Source organism: Chelatococcus albus (assembly GCF_030067675.1).
GTDB classification, from domain to species: Bacteria; Pseudomonadota; Alphaproteobacteria; order Rhizobiales; family Beijerinckiaceae; genus Chelatococcus_A; species Chelatococcus_A albus.
The window spans coordinates 38,060-53,165 of sequence record NZ_JASJEV010000005.1 but is presented as its reverse complement, the minus strand read 5'-3'; the positions used below and the strand labels follow the sequence as shown (position 1 = coordinate 53,165).

Below are 15,106 nucleotides of genomic sequence, written 5' to 3'. Positions count from 1 at the left end.
TCACGAGTGCGAGCCTGATGAGCGGCGTCAACGAGATCCGATCGACCTTTCTCGATTACTTCGGCAAGAACGGCCATGAGGTCGTGGCCTCGAGCCCGCTCGTGCCGCGCAACGACCCGACGTTGATGTTCACCAACGCCGGGATGGTGCAGTTCAAGAACGTCTTCACCGGCATCGAGAGGCGGCCCTATACGCGTGCGGCCACGTCGCAGAAATGCGTGCGCGCCGGCGGCAAGCACAACGATCTCGACAACGTCGGCTACACGGCGCGACACCACACCTTCTTCGAGATGCTCGGCAATTTCTCCTTCGGGGACTACTTCAAGGAGACGGCGATCGAGCTCGCCTGGAACCTCATCACCAAGGAGTTCGGGCTGCCGGAGAAGCGGCTCATGGTGACGGTCTTCTCCGAGGACGACGAGGCCTTCGGCCTGTGGAAGAAGATCGCCGGGCTGCCGGACGAGAAGATCGTGCGCATCCCGACCTCCGACAATTTCTGGCAGATGGGCGACACCGGCCCCTGCGGCCCCTGCTCGGAGATCTTCTACGACCACGGCGAGCACATCCCCGGCGGGCCGCCCGGCAGCGCCGATGCCGACGGGGACCGCTTCATCGAGATCTGGAACCTCGTCTTCATGCAGTTTGAGCAGATGGCCGACGGCCAGCGCATCGCGCTGCCGAAGCCGTCGATCGACACCGGCATGGGGCTGGAGCGCATCGCCGCCGTGCTGCAGGGCACGCACGACAACTATGCCACCGACCTGATGCGCTCGCTCATCATGGCGGTGGCCAATGCGACGGGTGTCGACCCCGACGGTGACCAGAAGGTGCATCACCGCGTCATCGCCGACCATCTGCGCGCCTCGTCCTTCCTCGTCGCTGACGGCGTGCTGCCATCGAACGAAGGCCGCGGCTACGTGCTGCGCCGCATCATGCGCCGCGCCATGCGTCATGCCCAGCTCCTCGGCGCCGGCGAGCCGCTGATGTGGAAGCTCGTGCCAGCGCTCGTGCGCGAGATGGGGCAGGCCTATCCCGAGCTCGTCCGGGCCGAGGCGCTGATCGCCGAGACGCTGAAGCTCGAGGAGACGCGCTTCCGCAAGACGCTGGCGCGCGGCCTTGCCATCCTCGACGATGAGAGCCGGGCGCTGAGGGCCGGCGACAACCTGTCCGGCGAGGTCGCCTTCACGCTCTACGACACCTACGGCTTCCCGCTGGACCTGACGCAGGACGCCCTGCGCACGCGCGGCATCGGCGTCGACACCAATGCCTTTTCCGCCGCCATGGAGCGCCAGCGCGAGAAGGCGCGGGCGGCCTGGGCCGGCTCGGGCGAGGCGGCGACGGAAGCATTGTGGTTCGGCCTGAAGGAGAAGGTCGGTGCCACCGACTTCCTGGGCTACGATACCGAGACGGCCGAGGGCGTGGTCACCGCGCTCGTCAAGGACGGGGCGGAGGTCAAGGCGCTCGCCGCCGGCGAACGCGGACAGATGGTCGTCAACCAGACGCCCTTCTACGGCGAATCGGGCGGCCAGATCGGCGACACGGGGCTCGTTACGGCGCCCGGCGTGCGGGTGCGCGTCACCGACACGCAGAAGAAGCTCGGCGACCTGTTCGTGCACAGCGTCACGGTGGAGGAAGGGGAGCTCGTGGTCGGCCACGCGGTCGAGCTCGCGGTCGATCATGCGCGCCGAACCGCCATCCGCGCCAATCACTCGGCCACGCATCTCCTGCACGAGGCCCTGCGCCGCGTTCTCGGCGACCACGTGGCGCAGAAGGGCTCGCTCGTGGCGCCCGACCGGCTGCGCTTCGACTTCAGCCATCCCAAGCCCATCGCCGAAGGTGAGCTCGCGGCGATCGAGGACATCGCCAACCGGATGGTGCTGCAGAACGCGCCGGTCGCGACCCATCTCATGGCGGTGGACGACGCGATCACGTCGGGCGCGCGGGCGCTGTTCGGCGAGAAATACGGCGAGGAGGTGCGCGTCGTCTCCATGGGCACCGTGCCGGAGGAGGGCGGCAGGACCTTCTCCGTCGAGCTCTGCGGCGGCACGCACGTGTCGCGCACGGGCGACATCGGCCTCGTGACTGTCGTGTCGGAGGGCGCGGTGGCGGCCGGCGTGCGGCGCGTCGAGGCGTTGACGGGCGATGCGGCGCGGCGCCATCTCGCCGACGAGAGCCGCAGGCTCAAGGAGCTCGCCGGGCTCCTCAAGGTTCCGGCGGCGGAGGCAGCCGGTCGCCTCGAGGCGCTGATCGAGGAGCGCCGCAAGCTCGAGCGGGACCTTGCCGATGCACGCAAGAAGCTCGCCATGGGCGGGGCCGGCGGCGGCGAGACTCCGGTCAAGGAGGTCGCCGGCGTCAAGCTTCTCGCCCGTGCCGTCAGCGGCGTCGAGATGAAGGATCTGAAGAGCCTTGCCGACGACGGCAAGAAGCGGCTCGGATCCGGCGTCGTCGCCATCATCAGCGTGGCGGAGGACGGCAAGGCCGGCATCGTCGTGGGCGTGACCGACGACCTGACGCAGAAGCTCGATGCGGTGGCGCTGGTGCGTACCGGCGCCGAGAAGCTCGGCGGCAAGGGCGGGGGCGGGCGCCGCGATCTTGCCCAGGCCGGCGGCCCGGAAGGGGGGCGCGCCGAGGAAGCGCTCGCCGCCATCGAAGCCGCGGTCGCGACCGCCGCCTGAGGCGAGGCGGCGACCCGTCGGCGGGAGGGTGATACGGCGGGGCTTCGCGACCCACTGACAGGCCCCCTCGGCCTGCGGAGGAGCCGCCTGCGTTACCGCGGCGGCCAGACCTCGGTGTCATGGTCGGGATGCTGGCGCGAGGCGAAACCCTCGGGGTCCTGCGCCAGCCAGGCGGAGGTCGGCACCACCTCGAGGCTCGCGAGGCTCTCGCAGAAGGCCGGGCGGTTCTCGGGCACGAGCTGGCTCTGCGGCGGCCAGTCGTGCGGGTGATCGAGGCTGCCCATGGTGATGGCGTAATGGGCGGCGCTGCGCAGCTTGTAGAACAGCGGCGTGCTGCAGGAGGCGCAGAAGCCGCGCTCGGCCGCGGCGGAGCTCGCAAAGCGCCCCGGCTCGCCGCGCGTCCAGACGAGATCGGCCGCCTTCACGTCGACGTAGGCGCCGAAGAGGCCGCCGGTCGCCTTCTGACACATCCGGCACCAGCAGATCGACGGCGCGAAGGGCTCGCCGTAGACCGCATAGCGCACCGCGCCGCACTGGCAGCCCCCGCTCACGATCCTTCGCCGTGTCTCCGCCATGGCCAAAACCCCTTTGCCCTTGCGATGCAGGGCAATGTGCCACGCATCCGCGGCCGCGGGTAACGCCGATGCGTGATCGCCTTCATCACGGGGGGTGAACGGCGCTGCAAGGCAAAGCGCCCGGGCGTGGTCCGCCCGGGCGCCTGCTTCGTCGCGATCGGCGGGGCATGCCCGCGGACGGACCTCAGGCGGCCATGGCCTTCCTGAGGTTCTCGTCGATCTTGTCGAGGAAGCCGGTGGTCGACAGCCACTTCTGGTCGGCGCCGACGAGGAGGGCGAGGTCCTTCGTCATGTAGCCGGCCTCCACTGTGTCGATGCAGACCTTCTCGAGCGTCTCGGCGAAGGTCTTGAGCTCGGCATTGTCGTCGAGCTTGGCGCGGTGGGCGAGGCCGCGTGTCCAGGCGAAGATCGAGGCGATGGAGTTGGTCGAGGTCTCCTTGCCCTTCTGGTGCTCGCGGTAGTGGCGCGTCACCGTGCCGTGGGCGGCCTCGGCCTCCACCGTCTGGCCGTCCGGGGTCATGAGCACGGAGGTCATGAGACCGAGCGAGCCGAAGCCCTGCGCCACCGTGTCGGACTGCACGTCGCCGTCGTAGTTCTTGCAGGCCCAGACATAGCCGCCCGACCACTTGAGCGCCGAGGCGACCATGTCGTCGATCAGGCGGTGTTCGTAGTGGATGCCGGCGGCATCGAACCTGGCCTTGAACTCGTTCTCGTAGACCTCCTGGAACAGGTCCTTGAAGCGGCCGTCATAGGCCTTGAGGATCGTGTTCTTGGTCGAGAGGTAGACGGGATACTTGCGGGCGAGCCCGTAGTTCATCGAGGCGCGGGCGAACTCGCGGATCGACTCGTCGAGGTTGTACATCGCCATGGCGACGCCGGCGTTCGGGAACTTGAACACCTCCTTCTCGATCACCGTGCCGTCCTCGCCCTCGAACTTGATGGTGAGGCGGCCCTTGCCGGGAACCTTGAAGTCGGTGGCGCGATACTGGTCGCCGAAGGCGTGGCGGCCCACGATGATCGGCTGCGTCCAGCCCGGCACGAGGCGCGGCACGTTCTTGCAGATGATCGGCTCGCGGAAGATGACGCCACCCAGGATATTGCGGATGGTGCCGTTCGGCGACTTCCACATCTCCTTGAGGCCGAATTCCTTCACCCGGGCCTCATCCGGCGTGATGGTGGCACACTTCACACCGACGCCGTACTTCTTGATGGCTTCCGCGGCCTCGATCGTGACCTTGTCGCCCGTCGCATCGCGGTGCTGGATGCCCAGGTCGTAGTACTTGAGGTCGACGTCGAGGTAGGGGTGGATCAGCTTGTCCTTGATGTACTGCCAGATGATCCGGGTCATCTCGTCGCCGTCGAGTTCGACGACGGGGTTCGCCACCTTGATCTTAGCCATGTTCCTCACCTCGCACGGGGAAGGGTCGTAGAGGGGCCTCGGCGTGCGTCCGTGCGGGCCCGCGCGCCGGCGTGGCGCTTCTAGCGCGCCGGCGCACGGGGCGGAAGGCTCGCTTTCGGCGGAGGCGGGCCGCCAGAAACGAAGGGGGCGGCGGGAGCGTTCAACGGCGCGGAGCGCGCCGCGGCAGGCGCGCTCCTGAGCGGAAGGGGCACCCGCGGCCTCGGCGGCACCGCGTCGCGCGGCGAAAGATCGGCCGTCCCCACCAGTCGTAGCCGACGAGGCGCGTGCGTCGCACGCAGAAGAGGTCGTCGTAGCCGTCGTCATAGAGGATGCGGCCTGTATCTCCGTCGGCGCCGGCCATGTGGCGCCTGTCCCGGGGACGGGCCTCGCGGTCGGTGGCGGCGAACCCGATGACGGCGGTCGCGAGCAAGACGTTGCGGATCATGGTGTGCTCCGGGGAGTGCTTCCTGCATGGGACCACCTGTGCCTTGCGGAGCGGGTAGGCTGATGCTCTCGCGATCCGCAGCGGTGTTCGGTGTGAGCGCGCACCAGGGATGGTCCCCCTTCACGGTTGCCGCAATCGGTTTGCCGGCGTATCCCCTGCCGCGGGCGGGCGCCCGCGGAGCGCCGCGTGTGAGACTGCGAGCCATGCCAGGGGCTGGAACGGACCGAACGAGAGACCTGATTACCGGTGGGCCCGCCGTCATCCTGGTCGAGCCGCAGATGGGCGAGAACATCGGCATGGCGGCGCGGGCGATGGCGAATTTCGGGTTGTCGGAGCTGCGCATCGTCAATCCGCGCGATGGCTGGCCCAACGACAAGGCGCTGGCGACGGCGGCCGGCGCCGCCCATGTCATCGAGGGCGCGCGCATCTTCCCGGATGTGCGCAGCGCCGTGGCAGACCTCCATTACCTGCTCGCCACGACGGCGCGCGAGCGCGGGCAGATGAAGCCCATCCTCGGCGCCGACGGGGCGGCCGCCGAGATCCACGGGCGCATCAGTGCGGGGGAGCGGGTCGGCGTGCTCTTCGGTCGCGAGCGCATCGGCCTCGAGAACGACGAGATCGCGCTCGCCGACGCGGTCGTCACCTTCCCCGTCAATCCGGCCTATGCCTCGCTCAACCTGGCGCAGGCGGTCCTTCTCGTCGGCTACGAATGGTTCAAGACGGCGCAGGCCGGGGCGCTGCCCTTCGCCACGGCCGAACGCTCCCCGCCGGCGACGCGTGAGGGCGTGATCTCCTTCTTCGAATATCTGGAAGCCGAGCTCGACGCGGTGTCCTTCTTCATGCCGCCGGAGAAGCGCCCGCTCATGACGCGCAACCTGCGCAACATCTTCCATCGCATCGGCATGACCGAGCAGGACGTGCGCACCCTGCGCGGCGCGGTGGTGGCCCTGGTGCAGGGGCGGCGTGGCGGCCGCAACAGGCCCCGCCCGTCGCGCCGCTCCGCCGTCGCGCCGAAGGACGAGGATCGTTGAGGCGGTGCAGGGCACTGATCGGTAACGAAACCATGGTGTCATGCCCGCAATTGTCCGGCCCGACCGAATCGGGCCTTGCGGCTCTTACGAGGATCGTCGCCGTGCTGGCTTCTCCGCTGCCCCATCTCCTGCGCTCCGTCGTCGTCGCCGCGCTCGTTGCCGCCGTATCGGGGCTCGCCGAGGCCGCCACCGCGCCGACGCAGCCGAAGAACGGTCCCGGCGGGGCCGACTATGCTGCCGGCGACGTGATCAAGCGCGCCTATGGCAGCGGCAGTGCCCAGGCCTTCGTCTTCCACGCGGCCGAGCGCTCCTCAGCGGCGAAGCCGGTCGTCGTCTTCCTGCACGCCTGGGGGGCGGTCGATCCGCAGATCTACGGCGGCTGGATCGACCACCTTGTGCGCAAGGGGCTCGTCGTCGTCTATCCGCGCTATCAGGAGAGCGGCGGCAAGACGATGACGGCCGACGTCACCAGCGAGGCGGCCAAGGGCATCCGACAGGCGCTCGCGGCGCTGGAGGCGGAGGGTGTGGTGAAGCACGACCTGTCCCACGTGGCCTTCGTCGGCCACGCGGCTGGCGCGATCATCGCCGCCAATCTCGCCGCGCTCGCCGAGGGCGAGGGCGTGCCGCGCCCGCTCCTCGTCATGGGCGCCATGCCAGCGCGCGCACCGGTCGACGCCAAGACGCGCGGCGTGCCGCTCGCCGACCTCGCGACGCTCGCGCCTGGTACGATGCTGGTCATGGTCACCGGTGATCGCGACACCGTGGCGGGCGACGGCGGGGCGCGCCAGATCATCCGCGCCGCCGGTGCGGCCGTCGGGCCCGATCATCGCCTGCTCGTGCGTCTGCCGTCCGACAACCATGGCCAACCGCCCCTCGTCGCGGGGCACTATGCCGCCGCCGCGCCGAACCCGGCCTACGATCTCGCCAAGATCGAGGGCGCGGTGGAAGGGGCGCAGCCGCGGCCGGCGCAGGCCAAGGCGGCTCCGCGCGACAAGGCGGCACGTGAGCAGGCGCGCCGCAACGCCACCGAGCAGTGGTTCCTCAACCGTATGGAGCAGCAGGAACTGCAGATGCTGGCGCTGCAGGGCACCGACGGCATGGACTGGTATGGCCTGTGGAAAACCTTCGACCTCGCCCGCGAGGTGGCCTTCGCCGGCCGCGACGTGATCACCCTGAAACGTGACGCGCGCCTCTACGAGATGGGCCTGTGGAGCGATGGCTGGCCCGTGCGCCGGCTGAGCGTCGAAAGCCCGAAACCTGCGGCGCCGAAGGCAGAGGTGCCCGGCGGGGACACTGCTGCTGCGGCGCCTGCCACGGCGCCGCGCTGAGCCCCCCGTGTGAGCCAGGGGTTGACGCTTCCTTAACCGCGGGCGTGGTCTCCTGACGCCGATGCGGCGGCGTGCCGGCGGCCCGCACGGGCGGCGCGGACGGTCCCTGCGTGGACCGACGGAACAGCCGTCCGCGTGTGGCCCACCTGTCATGCGTATCGACCTTCTCGCCGGAACCGTGTATCGCCCCGCGGTCATGACGCCGCGGGTGCCGACCATCCTCGTCTTCGATTCCGGTCTCGGCGGGCTCACCGTCTTCGCCGAGGTGCTCAAGGCGCGTCCCGACGCGCGCTTCGTCTATGCCGCCGACGACGCCGGCTTTCCCTATGGCCGGCTGAATGAAGACGTTCTCGTCGCGCGCGTGCTTGCCGTGATGGAGCGGCTCGTATCGCTTCATGCGCCCGATCTCGTGGTGATCGCCTGCAACACGGCCTCGACGCTGGTCTTGCCGGCACTGCGCCAGCGCTTCGCCGTGCCCTTCGTGGGCACGGTGCCCGCGGTGAAGCCGGCGGCGGCCGTCTCGCGCTCCAGGCGCATCAGCGTGCTCGCCACGCCGGGCACGGTGGCGCGCGACTACACCCAGGACCTCGTGCGGACCTATGCCGGCGACTGCCAGGTGACGCTCGTCGGCTCGCGGCACCTCGCCGCCTATGCGGAGGCCGAGCTGACGGGCCGGCCGGTCGCGGACACCGACATCATGGCGGAGATCGCACCGTGCTTCGTCGCCGAGGACGGCGGCCGCACGGACGCAATCGCGCTTGCCTGTACGCATTATCCGCTGTTGCGCGACCGCTTCGATCGCCTGGCGCCGTGGCCTGTCGCCTGGATCGACCCGGCGCCGGCCATTGCGCGGCGCGTCGTGCAGCTCCTCGGCGGGCCGCTCGCCGTGCACGAGGGAGAGGAAGATGCCCTCGCCGTTTTCACGAGCGGGGCCGGCATGACCGCCGCCCTGTGTGCCGCGCTCTCCGCCCGCGGCCTTCCGCGGATCGATATCGAGGCGATGCCCCTCTCCACGGCTTGAGGTTTGACAGCGCGCGCGTTCGCGCGTATTGACCCGCCGTTCGCGCGGGCAGCGGGGGAGACCTCGACGGCCCGCGCGGGCATTTGTGCGCACCCGAGGCCCGGCAACGTCCGGACCTGTCGTCCCCCGCGGGGGAAGAGGAGGGCGCGTTCCTCAACCGATCCGTTGCCGAGAGGACACGCGATGTCGAAGAGAATTCAGGCAAAGTACAAGATCGATCGCCGCCTGGGCCAGAACATCTGGGGCCGCCCGAAGAGCCCCGTGAACCGCCGCGAGTACGGCCCGGGCCAGCACGGCCAGCGCCGCAAGGGCAAGCTGTCGGACTTCGGCACGCAGCTGCGCGCCAAGCAGAAGCTCAAGGGCTACTACGGCTCGATTTCCGAGAAGCAGTTCCGCCGCTACTACGCCGAGGCCATCCGCCTCAAGGGCGACTCGGGAGAGAACCTGATCGGCCTGCTCGAGCGCCGCCTGGACGCCGTCGTCTACCGCGCCAAGTTCGTGCCGACCGTGTTCGCCGCGCGCCAGTTCGTCAACCACGGGCACGTCAAGGTCAACGGCCGCCGTGTCAACATCGGCAGCTACCTCGTGAAGCCGGGCGACGTCATCGAGGTCAAGGACTCCTCGAAGCAGCTCGCCATCGTCCTCGAGAGCGTGGCGCTCGCCGAGCGTGACGTGCCGGACTACATCGAGGTCGACCACGCCAAGATGAAGGCGACCTACGTGCGCGTGCCCTCGCTGTCGGACGTGCCGTATCCGGTGCAGATGGAGCCGAACCTGGTCGTCGAGTTCTACTCTCGCTGATCGGCGGACAGTTCCACGAGATGCGAAGGCCGCCTGCGGGCGGCCTTTTGCTTTTTCCGGCGTCGCGACGCCGGGAGGGAGCGTGATGGGATCCCAAGCTGTGTGCGGTGCTGCGGGTCGTTCCTGTGCCTTGGGCGCCCGGGTCAGCGCTCGGCGCGCAGAAAGGCATCCGCCGCCGTCGCTTCCACGCCGGCCGTGGCCATGATGCGCCGGGTGAGCTCGGCCGCCGCGGGGCGCATCCGCCCGACGGGACGGTCGAGGAAATAGCCCATCAGGATGAGGACGGTGCGTGGATCGTCCGCGATGAGGCGGCCCGTGCGCAAGGCTTCCTCGGCCAGGGGCGGCCGGGCGAGCGTGATGCCGAGGCCGTTGGCCGCGGCGTCGAGCACCAGATTGTAGTCCTCGAAGCGGCGATCCTGCCGACGCAGGCGGTAGTCGACGCCATGGGCTGCGAACCACGCCCGCCATTTCGACGCGTCGGAATCGTGGATGAGCGGAAAGGCGAGGAGGCGCGCGACGTCGCCGCTGCCGGCGGCGGCGGCCACCTCGGGCGAGGCGATCGGGAAGCAGTGCTCCTCGAAGAGCTGCACGCAGGCGCGTCCGGGCAGGCTGCCACGGCCGCAGCGGATGGCGAGGTCGATGTTCTCCGTCTCCAGATCGAGATGGCGGTGGTCGACCAGGAGCTCGACCTGCAGCCTTGGGGCGCCCGCTTCCAATGCGGCGAGGCGGGGCAGGAGCCACAAGCCGCATACGGAGGGAATGGTGGTGAGCTTGACCACCGTGCTGCCGCGCGGCTCGATCCAGCGGTCGGAGGTGTCGGCGATGAGGGCAAAAGCCTCGCTCGTGCGCTGGTAGAGGCGCTGGCCGTCGGGGGTCAGCGCCACGCCGCGCGCCCGGCGCTCGAAGAGGCGCTGGCCAAGCCATTGCTCCAGCCGGCCAATCTGCCGGCTGATCGCACCGTGCGTCAGGTGGAGGCTCTGCGCCGCGGCGGAAAAGCTGCCGGTGCGCGCCGCCGCCTCGAAGGCGCGCAGCGTGTCGAGCGGGGGCAGGGCGGACGAGCTGTGATCCATGTGCACAGCTCGCTGTCGATTTGTTCTATTGTCAATGCGGGCGCGTCACGCGACCGTGCGGGCGGCAGATGGTCCCGACAGGGTGACAGGATGAGCATTGCCGCCGAATGTGCCCCCGCGCGCAGATCCTTCGACGCCGTGACGGCGGCGGCTCTGGCCGTCACCATCATCGCCTGGGCTTCCGCCTTTCCCGCCATCCGCGTCGGGCTCGCCGCCTTCGGGCCGCTCGAACTCGGGGCGTTGCGCTTCGCAATTGCCGCGGTGCCGGCAGCGTTGTTCCTCGCGCTCACGCGTCCGCCCCTGCCGACGCGGGGCGAGTGGTGGCGCTTCGCGGCCGGCGGCCTGTTCTTCGTGGCGCTCTACACGCTTCTCCTCAACGCGGGAGAGAGGACGGTCTCGGCGGGTGCCGCGAGCTTCATCATCAACGTCAATCCGATCATTACCGCGGTGCTGGCGCTGATGATCCTCGGCGAGCAGTTCGGGCGCAGGGCCTGGGCCGGCACGGCGCTTTCCTTCGCCGGCATCGGCCTCATCGCGCTCGGCGAGGGGCAGGGCATGCGGATCGACGAAGGGGCGCTCCTCATTCTTGGCGCCGCCCTGTGCAACTCGGTCACCACGGTGGCGCAGAAACCGCTCTTCGCCCGGCACAGGCCGCTCACCGTCTCGGCCTCGCACATGGTGATCGGTGCCCTGATCCTGGCGCCGGGCCTGCCGGGCGGCCTCACGCAGGTTCCCGCCGCCGCGCCCGAGGCGCTAGCCGCAGTCATCTACCTCGGCCTTGTGCCGAGCCTGATCGCCTATGGCGCCTGGGCGGTGGCGCTGTCGCGCCTGCCTGCGGCGCGGGCCTCGAACTTCATGTACTGCGTGCCGCCGGTCGCGACCGCCATGGGCTTCCTGTGGCTGGGCGAGGTGCCCGGCACGCTCGGCCTCGTCGGCGGCGCCATGGCGCTCGGCGGCGTGATCGTGGTCAATCTGAAGCGGTGAGCTCCCTTCACAGGAACGCTGGCCTCTTCGGGTAGGTCGGGGTGCCGCGTCAGAGCTTCGCGAGGAAGCCCGCGAAGCGCATCAGGCCCTCCGGCCAAGGCCCGTGGCCGCTTGCCGTATTGAGATGGCCGGCGTCGCCCGCGTCGACGAGGGCCGAGCCCCAGGCGAGGGCGAAGTCGCTCGCCTCGTCGTAGGTGCAATAGTCGTCCGTGCGGCTCGCGACAAGGAGCGAGGGGAAGGGCAGGGGATCGCGCGGATAGGGTGTGAAGGCCGGATCCGCGCCGGGAATGGCGCGGATCGCCCTCTCGCCGGGCGGGGCAACGAGGAAGGCGCCCCTGACCGTGCCGGCCGGCAGGAGGGGGGCGGCATGCGCCACCGCCGGCACGCCGCAGCTGTGGGCGACGAGCACGACCGGCCGCGTCGCCGCCTCGACCGCGGCGGCAACGCGCGCTGCCCAGCCGTCGCGATGGATCTTGTACCAGTCCTCCTGCTCGACCCGGCGGGCGGTGGAGAGCTTGTCCTCCCACCGCGTCTGCCAATGGTCCGGCCCGGAGCCGGACCAGCCGGGAACGATGAGGATGTCGCAGTCGGCGGCGCGCATGGTCGGTCGTCTTCGTGTCTGCGGTGGCGCGGCGTCCTCACGTCTCGCCGAACACCCGGCGGAAGATGGTGTCGACGTGCTTCAGGTGGTAGCCGAGGTCGAACTTCTCCTCGAGCTCGGCGTCGCTGAGGTGCTTGGTCACCTCGGCGTCGGCCTTGAGCAGGGTGAGGAAGTCGCCCTCGCCGCGCCACACCGGCATGGCGTTGCGCTGCACCAGGCGATAGGCGTCCTCGCGCGAGACGCCCTTCTGCGTAAGCGCCAGCAGCACGCGCTGCGAATGCACGAGGCCGCCAAGCCGGTCGAGGTTCTTCTGCATGTTCTCGGGGTAGACGAGAAGCTTGTCGATCACGCCCGTAAGCCGCACGAGCGCGAAATCGAGGGTCACCGTCGCGTCGGGGCCGATCATGCGCTCGACGGAGGAATGCGAGATGTCGCGTTCGTGCCAGAGCGCCACGTTCTCCATGGCGGGCAGGGCGTAGGCGCGCACCATTCGGGCAAGGCCCGTCAGGTTTTCGGTCAGCACGGGGTTGCGCTTGTGCGGCATGGCGGAGGAGCCCTTCTGGCCCTCGGAGAAGAACTCCTCAGCCTCGTAGACCTCGCTGCGCTGCAGGTGGCGGATCTCCACCGCCAGGCGCTCGATGGAGGAGGCGATGACGCCGAGCGTGGCGAAATACATGGCATGGCGGTCACGCGGGATCACCTGGGTCGAGACCGGCTCGACGGAAAGACCCATCTTCTCGGCGACGTAGGCTTCGACACGCGGGTCGATGTTGGCGAAGGTGCCGACGGCCCCCGAGATGGCGCAGGTGGCAACCTCCTTGCGCGCGGCGACGAGGCGCTCGCGACAACGGGCAAACTCGGCATAGGCCTGGGCGAGCTTCAACCCGAAGGTCACGGGCTCGGCGTGGATGCCGTGCGAGCGGCCGATGGTCGGCGTCGTCTTGTGCTCGAAGGCGCGGCGCTTCAGGGCGGCGAGGAGCGCGTCCACGTCCTTCAAGAGGATGTCGGTGGCGCGCACGAGTTGAACATTGAAGCACGTGTCGAGGACGTCGGAGGAGGTCATGCCCTGGTGCACGAAGCGCGCCTCTGGCCCGACAATCTCGGAAAGGTGCGTCAGGAAGGCAATGACGTCGTGCTTGACCTCGCGCTCGATGGCGTCGATGCGCTCGACGTCGAAGTTGGCCTTGGACCCCTTCTCCCAGACGACCGCGGCGGCTTCCCTGGGCACCACGCCGAGGTCCGCGAGCGCCGTCGTGGCGTGCGCCTCGATCTCGAACCAGATGCGGAACTTCGTCTCGGGCGACCAGATGGCCACCATCTCCGGCCGGCTGTAGCGCGGGATCATGCCTCGTCTCCTGGAACAGATCAGACCCGGAGGCCGCGCGCGGTCTCGGCGGCCCGGCGAATGGCGGTGATGTTCTGCGCATAGGCGCTCTCGCCGCCCTTGAAGACGGCCGAACCGGCGACGAGCACATCCGCGCCGGCGCGGGCGACGAGCGGGGCGGTCTCGGCGGTGATGCCGCCGTCCACCTCGAGATGGATGGGACGGTCGCCGATCATCGCCTTGATGCGCGTGATCTTCTCGACCTGCGAGGCGATGAAGGCCTGGCCGCCGAAGCCGGGATTGACACTCATGACGAGCACGAGGTCGACGAGATCGAGCACATATTCGATGGCGCTCTCGGGCGTTCCCGGGTTCAGCGAGACGCCGGCCTTCTTGCCGAGGGCACGGATCGCCTGCAGCGCGCGGTGGAGATGCGATTCCGCTTCGGCATGCACGGTGATGATGTCCGCCCCTGCCCTGGCGAAGGTCTCGAGATAGGGATTGGCCGGCTCGATCATCAGATGCACGTCGAGCAGCTTGTCGGTGTGGGGGCGAATGGCCCGCACCACCTCGGGGCCGAAGGAGATGTTCGGCACGAAATGCCCGTCCATGACGTCCACATGGATCCAGTCGGCCCCCGCGGCGTCGATGGCGCGCACCTCCTCGCCGAAGCGGGCGAAATCGGCGGCGAGGATCGAAGGGGCGACGAGGAGGGGGCACGACATGGGCGAAGCTCACGGAAGGCGCGGAATGCGGACGCGGCCGCCCGCGCAGGCGCACGCCGGCGGCCGACAGGCCGGTAGCACGCATGCTGCGGCGCCGCAAATCGGCGCCCTCATCTTGCCGGCGGAAGGGCCTCGTCGAGGGTGGGGGGCGGCAGCAGGCGACGCGCCAGCGGACCGAGGAAGAGGGGCATGAGATAGATCGGGAACTGCGCCACGGCGAAGAAGATCCAGGCGCCCTCCGGCAGGGCGCCGCCGAGGGCGGCTACGAGAAGCCCCATGTTGCGGTGGCCGCTGGCGAAGCCGAGTACGAAGGCCTGGTCAGCGCCGAAGCCGCGCAGGGTGGGGAGCGTGACGAGGATGCCGGCCGCCGAGACTGTGAAGACGATGGCGAGATCGCGCAGAAGCTCCGCCGGCGCGCCGAGGGCCTTGGCCGCGACGCCGTCCATGGCGCCTACGGCGAAGACGAAGAAGAAGACGACATTGAGCCCGTCGATCACCGTCCGGCCGCGCAGCACGGCGGCATAGCCCACGACGCGGCGGATGGCGAAGGCGATGAGGGAGGAGCCGGCGAGCAGCGCTCCGAGCCGGAGCGCGAGCGCTACAGGCTCGAGCGGCACCGTGCCGCCGGCGACGAGGCTCGCGACGATGGGGGCGGTCAAGGGCGTCGCCACCATGGCGACGACGACCACCGCGACGAGGAAGGTCGCCTCGAAACCGAGGAGCGCCGCCACCGCGGGCGCGGACAGGATGGGCGGCGCGGCCGCCATGAGGGCGAGGCCGAGCGTGAGCCCCGGATCGAGATCCTGCCGGCCGATCGCCGCGACAACGAGCGAGATCGCGAGCGGCAGCGCGGCGAGGATCCACAGGGACGCGAGCGCGAGCCGCCCGGGCCGGGCGAGCACGGCGCGGGTCGCCGAGAGGTCGACGCGCAGGAAGGCGAGCGCCAGGAAGACGAAGACGCAAGGGCCGATGAGCGGGCGGGCGAGGCTCGCGAGCTGGGGCAGGGCGAGCCCCAGAACGATGGAGGCGGCAAGCGCCTTCGTGCCTTGGCGGCCGATCCAGGCGAGGGGGCTGAGGACAATGCGTGCGGGCAAGGGCGAGACGTCCGGCAAAAAGAATGACCGCCA

The 15,106-nt window shown here is 69.7% G+C and carries 14 protein-coding genes; 6 read left to right on the top strand and 8 right to left on the bottom strand.

The features are described from left to right. The first annotated feature begins 17 nt into the window (after window positions 1-17). Window positions 18-2,675 (top strand): alanine--tRNA ligase, encoded by a 2,658-nt coding sequence (gene alaS, locus QNA08_RS09325; protein ID WP_283740650.1) that lies wholly within the window; start codon window positions 18-20, stop codon window positions 2,673-2,675. 92 nt (window positions 2,676-2,767) lie between these two features. Here alaS and QNA08_RS09320 read toward each other — a convergent pair whose 3' ends face one another. The 3 genes from QNA08_RS09320 to QNA08_RS09310 all read right to left on the bottom strand — a co-directional run bounded on the left by QNA08_RS09320 (window position 2,768) and on the right by QNA08_RS09310 (window position 5,094). Then, window positions 2,768-3,226 (bottom strand): GFA family protein, encoded by a 459-nt coding sequence (locus QNA08_RS09320; RefSeq protein ID WP_283740430.1) that lies wholly within the window; start codon window positions 3,224-3,226, stop codon window positions 2,768-2,770. Between the two features lie 208 nt (window positions 3,227-3,434). After that, on the bottom strand, window positions 3,435-4,649 hold the full coding sequence (locus tag QNA08_RS09315) for an NADP-dependent isocitrate dehydrogenase (RefSeq protein WP_283740429.1): 1,215 nt from the start codon (window positions 4,647-4,649) through the stop codon (window positions 3,435-3,437). 160 nt (window positions 4,650-4,809) lie between these two features. Continuing rightward, the gene (locus tag QNA08_RS09310) at window positions 4,810-5,094 is read right to left on the bottom strand and encodes a hypothetical protein (RefSeq protein ID WP_283740428.1); all 285 of its coding nucleotides are present in this window, start codon (window positions 5,092-5,094) and stop codon (window positions 4,810-4,812) included. A gap of 203 nt (window positions 5,095-5,297) precedes the next feature. On the opposite strand from QNA08_RS09310, the gene QNA08_RS09305 reads away from it, so the two are divergent. The 4 genes from QNA08_RS09305 (at window position 5,298) to rpsD (ending at window position 9,275) form a co-directional block, all read left to right on the top strand. Beyond that, on the top strand, window positions 5,298-6,125 hold the full coding sequence (locus QNA08_RS09305) for an RNA methyltransferase (protein WP_283740427.1): 828 nt from the start codon (window positions 5,298-5,300) through the stop codon (window positions 6,123-6,125). Window positions 6,126-6,226: 101 nt separating this feature from the next. Then, window positions 6,227-7,453 carry an alpha/beta hydrolase family protein gene (locus QNA08_RS09300; RefSeq protein ID WP_283740426.1) on the top strand — a complete coding sequence of 409 codons (1,227 nt, stop codon included), beginning with the start codon at window positions 6,227-6,229 and terminating at the stop codon, window positions 7,451-7,453. Window positions 7,454-7,604: 151 nt separating this feature from the next. After that, entirely contained in the window at window positions 7,605-8,474 is an 870-nt protein-coding gene (gene murI, locus QNA08_RS09295; protein WP_283740425.1) for a glutamate racemase, read from the top strand. A 183-nt stretch (window positions 8,475-8,657) separates the two neighbouring features. Next, a complete protein-coding gene (gene rpsD, locus QNA08_RS09290; RefSeq protein ID WP_283740424.1) occupies window positions 8,658-9,275 on the top strand; it encodes a 30S ribosomal protein S4 in 618 nt (205 codons plus the stop codon). Window positions 9,276-9,418: 143 nt separating this feature from the next. Here rpsD and QNA08_RS09285 read toward each other — a convergent pair whose 3' ends face one another. After that, on the bottom strand, window positions 9,419-10,345 hold the full coding sequence (locus QNA08_RS09285; protein WP_283740423.1) for a LysR substrate-binding domain-containing protein: 927 nt from the start codon (window positions 10,343-10,345) through the stop codon (window positions 9,419-9,421). Window positions 10,346-10,435: 90 nt separating this feature from the next. On the opposite strand from QNA08_RS09285, the gene QNA08_RS09280 reads away from it, so the two are divergent. Then, window positions 10,436-11,329, top strand: coding sequence for a DMT family transporter (locus QNA08_RS09280; protein WP_283740422.1), 894 nt, complete (start codon window positions 10,436-10,438; stop codon window positions 11,327-11,329). Window positions 11,330-11,378: 49 nt separating this feature from the next. Here the strand turns inward: QNA08_RS09280 and QNA08_RS09275 are convergent, their stop codons facing one another. The 4 genes from QNA08_RS09275 to QNA08_RS09260 form a co-directional block, all read right to left on the bottom strand. Further along, on the bottom strand, window positions 11,379-11,930 hold the full coding sequence (locus QNA08_RS09275; RefSeq protein WP_283740421.1) for an RBBP9/YdeN family alpha/beta hydrolase: 552 nt from the start codon (window positions 11,928-11,930) through the stop codon (window positions 11,379-11,381). Window positions 11,931-11,967: 37 nt separating this feature from the next. After that, entirely contained in the window at window positions 11,968-13,275 is a 1,308-nt protein-coding gene (gene purB / locus QNA08_RS09270) for an adenylosuccinate lyase (protein WP_283740420.1), read from the bottom strand. Between the two features lie 20 nt (window positions 13,276-13,295). Continuing rightward, on the bottom strand, window positions 13,296-13,979 hold the full coding sequence (gene rpe, locus QNA08_RS09265) for a ribulose-phosphate 3-epimerase (protein WP_283740419.1): 684 nt from the start codon (window positions 13,977-13,979) through the stop codon (window positions 13,296-13,298). A 110-nt stretch (window positions 13,980-14,089) separates the two neighbouring features. Next, complete coding sequence (locus tag QNA08_RS09260) at window positions 14,090-15,073, bottom strand: hypothetical protein (protein ID WP_283740418.1); 984 nt, start codon at window positions 15,071-15,073, stop codon at window positions 14,090-14,092. Window positions 15,074-15,106 lie beyond the last annotated feature (33 nt).

Excerpts from the sequence above, each read along its gene's own strand:
- QNA08_RS09285 (WP_283740423.1), bottom strand. The coding sequence starts at position 10,345 with ATGGATCACAGCTCGTCCGCCCTGCCCCCGCTCGACACGCTGCGCGCC.
- QNA08_RS09280 (WP_283740422.1), top strand. The coding sequence starts at position 10,436 with ATGAGCATTGCCGCCGAATGTGCCCCCGCGCGCAGATCCTTCGACGCC.
- QNA08_RS09315 (WP_283740429.1), bottom strand. The coding sequence starts at position 4,649 with ATGGCTAAGATCAAGGTGGCGAACCCCGTCGTCGAACTCGACGGCGAC.
- QNA08_RS09305 (WP_283740427.1), top strand. The coding sequence starts at position 5,298 with ATGCCAGGGGCTGGAACGGACCGAACGAGAGACCTGATTACCGGTGGG.
- rpe (WP_283740419.1), bottom strand. The coding sequence starts at position 13,979 with ATGTCGTGCCCCCTCCTCGTCGCCCCTTCGATCCTCGCCGCCGATTTC.
- alaS (WP_283740650.1), top strand. The coding sequence starts at position 18 with ATGAGCGGCGTCAACGAGATCCGATCGACCTTTCTCGATTACTTCGGC.
- rpsD (WP_283740424.1), top strand. The coding sequence starts at position 8,658 with ATGTCGAAGAGAATTCAGGCAAAGTACAAGATCGATCGCCGCCTGGGC.
- QNA08_RS09275 (WP_283740421.1), bottom strand. The coding sequence starts at position 11,930 with ATGCGCGCCGCCGACTGCGACATCCTCATCGTTCCCGGCTGGTCCGGC.
- purB (WP_283740420.1), bottom strand. The coding sequence starts at position 13,275 with ATGATCCCGCGCTACAGCCGGCCGGAGATGGTGGCCATCTGGTCGCCC.
- QNA08_RS09310 (WP_283740428.1), bottom strand. The coding sequence starts at position 5,094 with ATGATCCGCAACGTCTTGCTCGCGACCGCCGTCATCGGGTTCGCCGCC.
- murI (WP_283740425.1), top strand. The coding sequence starts at position 7,605 with ATGCGTATCGACCTTCTCGCCGGAACCGTGTATCGCCCCGCGGTCATG.